Raw genomic sequence first — 13599 nt, 5'->3', positions numbered from 1 at the left:
CGACAGCAACACCGACGCCGACAGCAACACCGACGGAAACACCTGTGTCGACAGTAACACCTACGTCGACGCCAGACAATCCAATTTTCCCTGTGTCGACCCCGACGTCAATACCGGGAGTAATCGTTACGGCTACTCCATCCGCAACACCTGTGGTGGCGACACCAACGGTAGCACCAACAGCAACACCAACTATTACGGTGGTGCCAACTAGCACGCCTATTGTTCCGAAGGTGACGCCACCTGTAGAGAAACTGACTACAGATGAGGAAGTTCCTCTTGAAGGTGAAATCCCACTTGGGGGCGTGCCGAGTGTCGGTGAAAAGCCAGATCATGGTAAGGTGACAATTACTAAGGATGGCAAGTGGATTTATACACCAGATCCAGGCTTCATTGGCAAAGACAAGTTCACGATCATTGTGACAGATGAGAATGGAAATGAAGAAGAGATCGAGATCGAGATTGATGTCGAGGAAGTACCGACAGGTACAGTGAAAGAACCAGGGGATAACAGCAGTAAACCAACAGAGCTTCCGAAAACGGGAGAAGACAGTGCACTTCCTATTTACTTAGTAGGTGGAGGTCTAGTTCTTGTGGGATTTGTGTTAGCTCGAAGATTTAAACGAAGTAATTAATATATCGTAATGATAAGGGTGCTGTCCCGGCACTCAACACCCATAGGATAAAAGTCAACGGAGCAAGGCTCCTCCTGTTATTGGAGGAGCCTTGCTCTTTATTTTTGGTCTATGGCTACTCGTTTCATAACCTTCTTCACTTGCTACCCAACTCCCAACGAAGTGAACCTTGACGAAAATGGGATTTTCACTCATTATTCGTAATGTAGCGCCAGCGACACTATTTAGCATATATCTTTTTTTTACTAATTAGTAAGCGCTATCATAAAATGCGCTGGGAGATGATACCATGGAATTTATGTATTTAGGAACTGGAGCAAGCGAGGGTTATCCAGCTTTATTTTGTCAATGTGAACGTTGCTCTATGGCGATGGAGCTTGGTGGCAAGAATATTCGCGCTCGTACAGGAGCGCTTATTAACTCTGATTTGCTGCTGGATTTCTCACCTGACATGTATATGAATAAGCTTCGTTACAAATTGGATTTGGGGAAAGTTAATCATTTGATTGTTACGCATTCGCATACGGATCATTTTGCAGCAGCAGAGCTCATGATGAGGCATGAACATTGGTATTGTCAGCTGCAGGAGAGTGGAAAAAAACTGCATATTTACGGAAATGAAACGGTAGAAGAAACGATGAAATCAGCTCTTCGCTATGATTATGGAACCGATACGATTGAAGATCCTTTTTACGAGTTTCATATCATACAGCCTTTCATGCCCTTCACTCTTGGAGAAGTGACAGTAACCGCATTGCCAGCCCATCACAAGCCGGATGAACATAGCTTTATCTATCTACTTGAGCAGAATAACACAAGATTCTTATACGGCAATGATAGTGGTATATTCAGTGATGAAACCTTCAATTATCTACGTGATAAGCACCTGGACGTTGTTAGTCTGGATTGTAATTATGGGCTAGAGGATAGATATGATTATCATATGGGGATCTCCGGTTGTCGGATTGTAAGAGAACGTTTGCTTGACCAAAATAGTTGTGATACTAGTACATCATTTATTCTGACTCATTTCTCTCACTACAGCGCAGAGTTGCATGATACTTTAGTTAAGAATACAGCAGAGGAGAATTTCATCATTTCCTATGATGGGATGAAAGTCTTCTTAGCATGATGTGATGATAGTCTATCTATAATTAAAAGAATAGTCATTACCCGTAAAATCCTCCCTTGAGGAAAGGACTACTTTACGGGTCTTTTTTATAGCTTTAAGGGCTCAAAATGAGTAGATACGGAGGTAGAGAATGAAGCTGCTGGCTACGGGAAAAGTAAAATGGTTCGTCTATCAGAAAGTTGTCATCGTATTTATCGTCTTTTTGATTCCGCTCATTTCGATGAATATTTGGGTGAATTATAAGGGGATGTCATTCACCAAAAATACGATTTTGGACTCATCCCTGGCTGGGGCGTCATTCTATTCCAAGCAACTGGATAAAGAGATATATTTCATCCGCAATCAACAATTACAATTTCAAGAAGATAAAAACATACAGAAGCTTAGTTTCCGAGGCGAAAGTTTAGAAAAGTATGAAGAGGTAGAATTAATCGGTAATGCTGAAGATCTATTGAATCGGATCATTGCCTCAAGCGAATATGTGGTTAACGCCGGGATATATATTAAGTCTCTGGGCAAAACGATCTCTGGTAAGACGGGGGTCACGGCCATTCCTAATATGGAGTACGAGAAAATTTCCTCGTTACTTAAGGTTAAGCAGAAGCCTTCATTCTATCGGAGCGGTGATGCGATTTTCCTTATAGAAACAGGAGATAATGCGGAGCTTTGGTCGTATATTGAAATCTCAAAAGGTAAGCTATTGGAGGCACTAAATCAAATCGCAACCTTATATCAAGAATCGGAGGTGTTTTTGGGAAGTAATGAGCTGGGCAATATTCTATCTACTACAGACGATCAGTTAGTATCTACTGAGGTCCTTAGGCTCATCACCAAACAGGATCAGTTTAATTCCGATATCCCAGAAATAAACAAGGTGAACGGTAAAAGTTACTTTATTGCCCATAACTTTATCAGTTCTTTGAATCTATCCTTGATTATGTACGTGAATCAGAATGAAATCACAAGGCCCTTAAGCCAATTTAATACACTACTATATGCCTCTTTCGTCATCGCTATTGTGGTAATGATACTTTATTCTTATTCGGTAAATCTAATGATTCATAGGCCCTTATCCAAATTGGTTAAGACATTCCGTATGGTAGAAACGGATAATCTTGATTTAGTCATCGAGTCAAAGACCAAAGATGAGTTTTACTATATATTTAATAGTTTTAATCGCATGGCTTCTAGACTTAAGCGTTCTATTGAGGAGAATTATGAACAGAAGATTGCCCTGCAGCATTCGCAGTTGAAGCAATTGCAGTCACAGATTAACCCGCATTTTCTCTATAACAGCTTCTTTAATATTTACATGATGTGTAAAGTAGGAGATTCCGATAGTGCGGCTGAGCTCTCACAAAAGCTAGGGAGCTACTACCAATACATCACAAGAAGTGGATCGGACGAGGTGCCTTTCTTTAAGGAGTATCAGCATGCGCTTGATTATTGTGAAATTCAGTGTATTCGCTTCTCGAATCGTATTTCTTTCGAATATGAAGAAATACCCGTTTTGGCGAACGCGATTTTAGTACCGAGGCTGATTATTCAGCCGATTGTTGAGAATGTTTTCGAGCATGCTTTCGAAGACGACTCCCGACAAGGGGTTGTCTATATTGGTGCCGAATGCGAAGAGGGAATAGTAATTATCACAATTGAAGATAACGGTAATCTTTTAAAAGATGAGGAAATAGAGTACTTGCAGAAGAAACTTGCGATGGGTCTGAAACAAGTTGAGAAGACGGGATTAATCAACGTTAATAATAGACTCCAATTGAAGTACGGACCAGATAGTGGCTTGTTTGTCTCACGCAGCAAATACGGAGGATTGAGGGTAGAACTGATAGTTAAATATGAGAGTAAGGAAGTGTGATTATGTATAGATTACTAATCGTAGATGACGAGCCTGTGATTGTGAATGGATTAGTCCAACTGTTTCAGGATAACTCAGAATTTGAACTGGATATACGAAAAGCTTACTCCTCAAGCGAAGCTCTTGAAATTGCTAAGAAAACGAAATTGGATATTTTGGTTAGCGATATTCGTATGCCTCAGAAGAATGGTCTCCAGCTCGTGGACGAAATCGTCTATTATTGGCCATTATGCCGAGTGATTTTCCTTACAGGATACAGTGAATTTGATTATGTATACGAAGCGATTCGTAAGAATGTGGACAATTACATTCTGAAAACGGAAGGAATTGAACCTATTTTCCAAGCTGTGAAGGCAGCAATCGACAAGCTAGACGAGGAGAACCGTCGTAGACTTCAATTGGAAAAGGCACAAATGCACTATCAAATCGCTAGTTCCTTCCTAAAGAAAGAGCTGATGGAGCGGGTGCTGAGCGGGGAGTCTATTACTTCTATACTCAATAATATACGTTACAAGGATGTAGAGTTCGGCATTGCATTAGATCGTCCTTCGTTCTTTCTTGTTGGTATCTTGGATCGACTAGATGATCCTAAATTTAAAATGCCTCCGTCTGTTCAGCGTATTTTCCATGATCACCTGCCTGCATCTATTGCATGTGAAGAAGTGATTTATGATGATCGTGTATTCATATGGCTGCTTCAACCAGATGAAGGATTGCTGAATCGCTTTCGTAGTGACTATCCAGATCAAGGGGTGAATTGGCCTGGAATCGTTGCTTATATGAGAGGGATATTAGAGCCTGTACAGAATGAGTGTGATGAGCTGCTAAGTGTCTGCGTTTCATTCGGAATATCGGGGGATTTACTTAACCATTGGGAATCAATCCATCTTCAAGTTGAAGCAGTGCGCTCTATGATTCTAAAGAGAGCTTTATTAGGTCAGCACATGCTTATCCTAGACCTTGAGAAACTAAGTCAACTTGAGGATACGATGCACAAAGCTGGAGGAATCGAGCAGGAAGATTTCAAGACGCTAATCATCGAACAAATTCACCAATTTGTGCAGGAGAACCTATCTGGGGATCTATCGCTTACCTCAATTGCTGCAGAGGTGCATCTTAATCCGTCCTATTTATCTCGTTATTATAAACAGACGACAGGACAAAATTTATTAGAGTATATCCAGTCGACGAAGCTGCATGTTGCTCTGCAGCTGATGAAGAATACAACTCTGAAATTAAATGAAATCGCCATCCGGGTCGGTTTTGAATCACCCTCCTACTTTACAACATTCTTCAAACGCAAAATGGGTTTATCTCCACAGGATTATCGGAATTCAAAATAAGTAAATAAAGTGAAAGTGATGTAAAAAAAGTGAAATTGAAAGCGGTTTCCTCTGTGACTAAAATAATAACTAGGAACACTGATTAACAACAAGAATTGCAGCAAACAAAGGGGGGAAGCGTTCAGATGAAAAAAATGAGACCATGGAAAATTATTTTGTCAGTAACGATGATTCTTTCATTATTGTCAGCATGTGGAAGTCAAGGGAATGGAAATGCGAATGCACCATCTACGCCTAAGGAAGAGACTACGAATAGTGCGACAGACAGCGCCACAGCACCTGATCCACTAGGGAAATACCCGGAAACGGTCACTGTTACAGAAATACTAGGATATAATCCACCAGAAGATCCAAGAACTCCAAGCGGAATAACACCGGAACAAAATGCCTACCTGAAAGATCTCAAAGAGATGATGAATATTGAAGTGAAATACAAATGGACCGTTCCCTCTGCCCAGTTTGAGCAGAAGTTCTCGCTTGCCATGGCATCGGGGGATCTACCCGATGTGATAGAAGTTGATCAGAAGAACTATGAGAAACTTAAAAAGCAAGATATGCTTGCTGATCTGACAGATGCTTATGCACAATATGCGTCACCAGCTCTTAAGGCTTATATGGACTCAGATGGTGGATTCGCGATGAAAACGTTCAGTGCGGATGGTAAGCAATTAGGTATTCCTGCATTTGAAGATCCCTTCTTATCCACGCAGCTGCTATGGATTCGTCAAGATTGGCTTAATAATCTAGGTTTACAGGCACCGAAGACGATCGATGAGCTTGAGAAAGTTGCACAAGCATTCACACATAATGATCCAGATCAGAATGGTAAGAATGACACCTATGGTATCGCCATGCAAAAGAATCTCTTCTTTTGGGGATTTGATGTCAGAGGTTTCTTTAATGGATTCGGTGCTTATCCTTCCGTTGGTGATAAACAATCGGCTTGGATTAAAGGCGGCGATGACAAATTGTTACCGGGATTGATTCAGCCTGAAGTGAAGACTGCACTTGGTAAGCTACAAGCATGGTATAAAGATGGAATTATTGATAAAGAGTTTGCACTAAAGGATGAGAATAAGGCTGTAGAAGATCTGACTGCAGGTAAAGTGGGTATTTCCTACGGAGAGTGGTGGTATCCGAACTGGCCGCTTAACTCCAGCGTAGACAAAGATCCAAAGGCGGATTGGATTGCAATTCAGCTTCCAGGGATTGATGGTCCAGCTAAATCACTCGTTCCAAAAATCCGCAGCAACAAAATTTTCGTTGTGAACAAAAAGATGAAGAACCCCGAAGCAGCGATTAAGATGCTCAATTTCTACATCGAAGTTGGTAATAAGAAATACAAGGATAAGAACAAAGCGGCAGATGGCTATGTATACAACTGGTTTAACCCACGGATTGCCAACCCTGTTGATATTGATACGATTTACAGGGAAGTAAACAAAGCGCTCGATGCTAATCAGACTGAAATTACAATAGACGATGCAAATTATAAGACCGTTGCGGATACTTTCAAAGCGACTAAGGACTTCCTGGCAGGCGACACATCTAACGCTACCAAAGGTGTAAACTGGGGTCAATATTATAGCCGGGCTGCAAAAGACGGTGGCTGGGGCTTAACACGACAAATTAAAGAAAATCAACAATTTGTATACAACGAGTTTTACGGTCTTCCTACACCAACAGTAGTGGAAAAGGGCGGTCAGCTGGATAAGTTGATGCAAGAGTCCTTTACCAAGATTATCATGGGTGGTTCTCTTGATGATTTCGATAAATTCGTGGATAGCTGGAAGGCACTTGGCGGTAATGAAATTATCGATGAGGTCAATGAATGGTATAGCACGGAAGCTACGAAATAAATCATAGGGACAAGAAAGCGGGTGAGGTGAGTCGGGTGAGCCGACTCACCTCCCGTTTTAAAATGAGTAAGTTGGTGAGGAGGGCATCTATGAAATCACTGAAGAAAGAATATCCGCTTCATATCATGTTAATACCGGGTGTGATTGTTACACTGATTTATGCCTACGGACCGATGGCCGGCCTGGTTATGGCGTTTCAACAGTTTGAGCCGTTATCCGGTTTTTTTAAATCTGATTTTGTGGGATTAGATAACTTCCGTTATGTATTTAATTTACCGGATTTCAAGCAAGTACTTTGGAATACGCTAGTCATAGCTATCATCAAAATGGTATTGTCTCTGCTTGTCCCGCTCATTCTAGCTCTATTATTAAATGAGCTTACTAAGAAATGGTTCGCAGGTTTTATTCAATCCGCCATTTTCCTCCCGTTCTTCCTTTCATGGACTGTCCTTGGGGGTGTCATTATTGAATTATTCTCTCTCAATGGACCTATTAATGGCTTAATTTCCGCTATGGGCTTAGAACCTATCATGTTCATGCTTGATAATGGTTGGTTCAGGGGGATTATCATTGGCTCGGATGTCTGGAAAGGCATGGGCTACAATATGATCATCATGCTTGCTGCCATCACAGGAATTAATGCGACGCTGTATGAAGCGGCAGAGGTAGATGGTGCAGGGAAATGGAAGCAAATGCTTAACATTACGCTTCCAGGTATAGCACCGATTATTATTTTACTTAGTGTATTAGGTCTCGGTGGTATTCTTAACGCAGGTTTTGAGCAGATATTGATTATGTATAACCCGACTGTATATGCAGGCGCAGATATAATAGATACATTTGTCTATCGATTGGGGATGTTCAGCCAACAATTTGGACCTGCGGCAGCAGTGGGTCTCTTTAAATCGATAATATCTTTATTTATGGTATCAACAACTTACTATGCAGCGTACAAATTTAACAATTACCGCATATTCTAGGAGGTGGAGATGGTGCTACATAAACAATCATTCAGCAGAAAGTTATTTATCGTGTTCAATACGCTGTTGTTAACTTTCATTACCATACTCGGCATTATCCCATTTGTACACTTACTCTCCATCTCACTTAGCTCGAATACAGCTGCGATGGCTGGAGAAGTGAAGCTTTGGCCCGTCGGCTTTTCCTGGGATGCTTATGTATATTTAGGAGAAAAGGTAGAGTTCTTTCGTTCCTTGGGAGTCTCCGTAAAACGAGTAGTGCTCGGTTCAGTAGTTAACTTGTTTCTAGTATTTATTACTGCTTTTCCACTGTCCAAATCGAATGATCAGTTTAAATTTAGAACCGTATATGTATGGATATTCGCGATTACGATGTTTTTTGGAGGCGGCTTAATTCCGACGTATATCGTAGTGAAGAATACAGGCTTAATCGATTCCATTTGGGCGCTTATCTTACCAGGTGCATTGAATGTATGGAATATGGTTCTGATGCTTAACTTCTTCAGATCTATTCCAAGAGAATTGGATGAAGCGGCTACGATTGATGGTGCCGGACATTGGAGAGTACTTTGGCAAATTTATTTACCGATATCCCTTCCATCCATCGCAACGATTGGGTTATTCACCATAGTTGGGCATTGGAACGCTTGGTTTGACGGTATCCTTTACCTGAATTCGCCTGAGCACTATCCACTACAGACCTATCTTTCTACCTTGATTATGTCTATCAATGCCCAGATGTCATCGATGTCTATTGAGCAGCTCAAGGTGATGGAGAACCTGAGTGAGAAGACGATCCGAACGGCGCAAATATTCATGGGCGCATTGCCAATTATGGTAGTGTATCCATTCTTACAAAGGTATTTCGTAAAAGGAATGACGGTTGGTAGTGTTAAAGAATAAAGAAATAGAGGAAAGACATAGCATAAAGTCTCATATGAAGGAGCAGATTGCGATGAAGAAAGTTACTGTTGCTTTAATTGGAGCGGGCCTGCGAGGAATTAATTATTCAGAATATGCGATTCAGCACCCCGATGAGCTTCAAGTTGTAGCTGTTGCAGAGCCGAATGCGAAGCGGAGAAATAAATTTAAGGCAAGACATAAGCTGGCTGATGATATGTGCTTTACCCATTGGGATGATTTTTTTGCCTCCCCGAAAGTAGCAGATGCGGTATTTATCTGTACCCAAGACAATCAGCATTATGTGCCGACAATGAAAGCACTGGAGGCAGGGTATCATGTACTATTAGAAAAACCGATGTCCCCTGATGCCAAGGAATGTGTACTTATGGGTGAAATGGCTTCTAAAGTGAATCGTGTCTTCTCGATATGCCATGTATTGAGATATACCAATTTCTTCTCTACGATTAAGGAACTGCTGGAAAGTGGTGCGATCGGACAATTGATGTCCATTCAACATAATGAGAACGTGGGTTACTGGCATCAAGCTCATAGCTTCGTAAGAGGGAATTGGCGCAAAAAGGATGAGTCCAGTCCGATGATTCTCGCTAAGTCCTGTCATGATCTGGACATTCTTTCCTGGTTGACAGATTCAGAATGTGTTCGAGTGTCTTCCTTCGGCTCACTGTCCCATTTCAAATCTAGTGAAGCACCGGAAGGAGCCCCGCTACGTTGCACAGATGGATGCCCAGCAGCAGATAAATGTCTCTATTATGCTCCTAATCAATATTTGACGGAGGATACGGATTGGCCTACATCGGCAATTAGCGATGATCCAAGCTATGAAGCCCGACTGAATGCTCTTCAGGAAGGACCTTATGGACGATGTGTCTATCATTGTGATAATGATGTCGTCGACCATCAAGTGGTAAATCTAGAATTCGCTAATTCCGTAACTATAGCTTTTACAATGAGTGCGTTTACCAAAGATGTAAGTCGTACCCTCAAGCTGATGGGTACCACGGGAGAAATTCGCGGTGCGATGGAGAAGAATGCAATTGAAGTGATCCATTTTGGCAGCGGTAAGGTAGAGAGAATCTCGTTCGAGAATGCAGGTGGTCATGTTGGTCATGGCGGCGGCGATATGGGGTTAATCAAAGATTTTGTTAAGCTGGTTCGAGCGGAAGGAAAGATTCAGGGTCTTACATCAGCAAATCATTCCGTTCAAAGTCACCTTATGGCTTTTGCAGCGGAGCAATCTCGCATCGAGGGTAACAGTATTGTTCTGAAAGAATTTGCTCAAAGTGTCTGTAATGATGAAGAGGTGAAGCAACGATGAATGCTCCGCAGCCATTTCAGACGATGTTATTAAGTTCGTTGGTTAAGGTATTTGCTGATGAAGTGCCGAATCATGAACCCTATCACAGTGCAACCGCACTTGTCGGGGAAACATTTTCGTTCCAAGTCGCTTATACCTCAGATACACTTTTAAAGAATATTGAAGTAGAGATAAAGTCATCTCTTCCAGATCTAATATGTATAAGATCCGTTGGACTTGTTCCCTCAGAAATGCCTTGTTTCAAAAATCATGATGACGATGTGCTAAGAACTACGCCGGGATTATATCCAGATCCATTGTATACGCTGGATCAACAATCTATTTCATCGATCCCGGGACAATGGCGATCTTTATGGGTGGCGATAACCTTGGATGAAACAATGAGTACGGGGCTTCGCTCTATTCAGGTCCTCTTCAAATCATCTGAAGGGCAGATATTAGGTGAATCGGATGTATTCGAGTTAACCGTCATCCCTGCAACACTACCGCCGCAACAGTTAATTCATACGGAATGGTTCCATGTGGATTGTCTTGCTACAAAGTATGGTGTCGAAGTATTTAGTGAAGCGCATTGGGCCCTTATAGAACGTTATGCAGATACGATGGTTAAGCATGGCATGAACATGATCTTAACTCCGTTGTTTACACCGCCTTTGGATACAGCCATTGGTGGAGTACGTCCAACCGTTCAATTGATTTCCGTGACTAAAGCGGGAGATTGTTATGAATTCGGATTTGATCTGCTTACTCGTTGGGTATCGATGTGCCGCCGACTTGGCTTCAAATACTTTGAGTTCTCTCATTTATTTACTCAATGGGGTGCAAAATGTGCACCAAAAATAATGGTAACCATTCAAGGTGAAGATCAGCAACTATTCGGTTGGGATACGGACGCATCCTCAGCGGAATACCGTAGTTTCTTGGATCAATTTTTACCTTGCTTAGATCAATATTTGAAAGAGCAGGGAATAGACCAGCAAAGCTGGTTCCATATTTCAGATGAACCAGGAGAGGAACATTTGGAATCGTACCGAGCTGCAAGTGAGATCATTTATAAACATTTATCAAGTTATCCGATCATGGACGCTTTGTCCGAATTGGAGTTGTATGAACAGGGCCTGGTGAAAAGGCCGATTCCTGCGAATACGCATATTGAACCGTTCTTAGAACATCAGGTTCCAGACCTTTGGACGTACTATTGCTGCGCTCAAGGTGAACAAGTATCCAACCGGTTTTTCAACATGCCGTCTGCTAGAAATCGTATAATCGGGTTTCAATTGTATAAATTCGGATTACAGGGCTTCTTGCATTGGGGTTATAACTTCTGGTACTCGCAATATTCATTGAATCAGCAGCTGGACCCTTATCGTACGACTGACGCTGAGCATGCATTTCCCTCAGGAGATGCCTACTTGGTCTATCCGGGAGAAGAAGGCCCGATTGAATCCATTCGACTGGAAGTTCTATATGAAGGGTTGCAGGATTTGCGCGCACTAGAATTACTTGAGCAGAAAATTGGCAAGAAAGCAACGATAGCAATTATGGAAGAGGGTCTGAGTACATCGTTGACCTTCTCTGTATACCCGAGGGATCAGGGAACATGGCTCTTAGAGGCAAGAGAGCGGATCAATCAAGCGATAGCAAGTTATTCTACTTAAGTGATCATACCATTACGAGGTGTTGAGAATATGGCAACTTTTCATTATTCAGGATCTTCCTTTTATTATAACGATCAGGCGATACGGCTTATCTCAGGGGCCATCCATTATTTTCGGACTCTGCCGGAACATTGGGAAGACCGTCTTATCAAATTAAAAGCTTGCGGCTTCAATACGGTTGAAACCTATGTGGCATGGAATTTACACGAGCCGAAGAAAGGCCAACATAATTTTGAAGGTATGGCAGATGTAGTCCGGTTTATTGAATTGGCAGGAGATTTGGGTCTGCATGTCATCGTTCGTCCCGCACCTTATATTTGTGCAGAATGGGAATTTGGTGGACTGCCATCTTGGTTGCTAGCTGATTCGGATATGCGTCTTCGATGCTACCATAAGCCATTTCTAGATCATGTAGATGCGTATTATGATGTATTGCTCCCCAAATTACAACCACTGTTATGTACAAATGGTGGCCCGATCATTGCTATGCAGATTGAGAATGAGTACGGAAGTTACGGCAATGACAAGCGCTATTTGACTCATTTAAAAGACAGCATGATTTCCCGTGGGATAGATGTACTACTATTCACTTCCGATGGACCTGAAGACGCGATGTTACAGGGAGGTATGGTCCCAGGTGTGCTAGAGACGGTGAACTTTGGATCACGTCCAGTAGAAGCATTCAACAAGCTCCGTGAATACCAACCAGAGGCTCCAATCATGTGTATGGAATACTGGAACGGTTGGTTTGATCATTGGCGTGAGGAGCATCATACGCGTCCGGCTGAGGATGTAGCGAAGGTATTGGATGAGATACTTAGTTTAGGCGCATCCGTTAATTTCTATATGTTCCATGGCGGAACTAACTTTGGGTTCTACAACGGAGCGAATGGACATACGTTTGACAGCTATGAACCAACAATTACTAGTTATGACTATGATTCCTTACTGAGTGAATCCGGTGAGCCGACAGCTAAATATTATGCAGTTCGTGAAGTGATCTCCAAATATGTAGATCTCGGACCCATTGAGTTACCAGCTCCTGTCGCTAAGAGAGCATATGGGAGAGTAGAGATGAAGGAGCAGACTTCACTTACCGCAAACTTGAATCGTATTTCTGCACCTATTCACTCTGTATACCCTGAACCGATGGAGAAATTGGGTCAGGATTATGGCTTTATTCATTATAGTACGTTCCTTACAGGACCTCGTCCCAAAGATGAGTTCTTCATCCAGGATTTACATGATCGTGCATTAGTCTTTCTGAATGGAGAGCTCACTGCAACCTTAGATCGTGTAGAGCCAGAGGTGAAATTAGAGTTCGAGGTTCCGGCCGAAGGGCTGCATGTTAGTATACTTGTGGAGAATTTAGGACGCGTCAACTATGGTCCTTTTATGAGAGATTGTAAAGGGATTACTGAAGGAGTACGTTATGGACGGCAGTTTCTGTCGGAATGGACGACTTATACGTTGCCATTAACGGATTTATCTGGTCTGCAGTTTGAAGGTTTATTCAGGCAAGTGGAACCTAGTTTCTTCCGCAGCACCTTGGTTGTGGATGAACCTTGTGATACGTTCTTGAGCATGGAAGGATGGACTAAAGGCGTCGTGTTCATTAATGGGTTCAACCTTGGACGCTATTGGAATATAGGACCACAGAAAACAATGTATGTGCCAGGTCCTCTATTGAAACAAGGCAACAATGAGATTGTCATCTTTGAATTGCACAGCACTTCAGATACCGCTGTTACGTTCGTAGATCAACCGGAACTAGGATAATAGGGCATAGCTCTGCCAACAACATGTTAGAATTGCGGCTTATTGAACCATGTCTGAATTTGCTTCGGACAAGTTTGTTCAATCTTGCGTAATTCGCTAGCTTC

General features: G+C 42.2%; 10 protein-coding genes. All 10 read left to right on the top strand.

Annotation, left to right across the window (positions count from 1 at the left end):
- The coding region (locus ACQKMP_RS07995; protein ID WP_427469135.1) for an Ig-like domain-containing protein at nucleotides 1-635 on the top strand (635 nt) is incomplete at its 5' end.
- A 289-nt stretch (nucleotides 636-924) separates the two neighbouring features.
- Entirely contained in the window at nucleotides 925-1767 is an 843-nt protein-coding gene (locus tag ACQKMP_RS07990) for an MBL fold metallo-hydrolase (RefSeq protein ID WP_042125099.1), read from the top strand.
- Between the two features lie 130 nt (nucleotides 1768-1897).
- Nucleotides 1898-3637: a sensor histidine kinase gene (locus ACQKMP_RS07985; RefSeq protein WP_427469134.1), complete on the top strand. Its 1740-nt coding sequence runs from the start codon at nucleotides 1898-1900 to the stop codon at nucleotides 3635-3637.
- A 2-nt stretch (nucleotides 3638-3639) separates the two neighbouring features.
- Entirely contained in the window at nucleotides 3640-4980 is a 1341-nt protein-coding gene (locus tag ACQKMP_RS07980) for a response regulator transcription factor (RefSeq protein WP_427469133.1), read from the top strand.
- A 125-nt stretch (nucleotides 4981-5105) separates the two neighbouring features.
- Nucleotides 5106-6839, top strand: coding sequence for an extracellular solute-binding protein (locus ACQKMP_RS07975; protein ID WP_379422963.1), 1734 nt, complete (start codon nucleotides 5106-5108; stop codon nucleotides 6837-6839).
- 89 nt (nucleotides 6840-6928) lie between these two features.
- A complete protein-coding gene (locus ACQKMP_RS07970; RefSeq protein ID WP_042125108.1) occupies nucleotides 6929-7819 on the top strand; it encodes an ABC transporter permease in 891 nt (296 codons plus the stop codon).
- A gap of 9 nt (nucleotides 7820-7828) precedes the next feature.
- On the top strand, nucleotides 7829-8722 hold the full coding sequence (locus ACQKMP_RS07965; protein ID WP_042125110.1) for a carbohydrate ABC transporter permease: 894 nt from the start codon (nucleotides 7829-7831) through the stop codon (nucleotides 8720-8722).
- Nucleotides 8723-8774: 52 nt separating this feature from the next.
- Complete coding sequence (locus ACQKMP_RS07960) at nucleotides 8775-10058, top strand: Gfo/Idh/MocA family protein (RefSeq protein ID WP_427469132.1); 1284 nt, start codon at nucleotides 8775-8777, stop codon at nucleotides 10056-10058.
- Complete coding sequence (locus ACQKMP_RS07955) at nucleotides 10055-11716, top strand: DUF4091 domain-containing protein (RefSeq protein WP_427469131.1); 1662 nt, start codon at nucleotides 10055-10057, stop codon at nucleotides 11714-11716. Before ACQKMP_RS07960 ends, ACQKMP_RS07955 begins: the two co-directional genes overlap by 4 nt.
- 30 nt (nucleotides 11717-11746) lie before the next feature.
- Nucleotides 11747-13495: a beta-galactosidase family protein gene (locus tag ACQKMP_RS07950; protein ID WP_341125980.1), complete on the top strand. Its 1749-nt coding sequence runs from the start codon at nucleotides 11747-11749 to the stop codon at nucleotides 13493-13495.
- Nucleotides 13496-13599: the final 104 nt, after the last annotated feature.

It is taken from the genome of Paenibacillus sp. NPDC101420, assembly GCF_050277435.1.
Classification (GTDB): Bacteria; Bacillota; Bacilli; order Paenibacillales; family Paenibacillaceae; genus Paenibacillus_AQ.
Note: the sequence above shows the minus strand (reverse complement) of the source record. Positions and strands in the feature narration are given on the sequence as shown.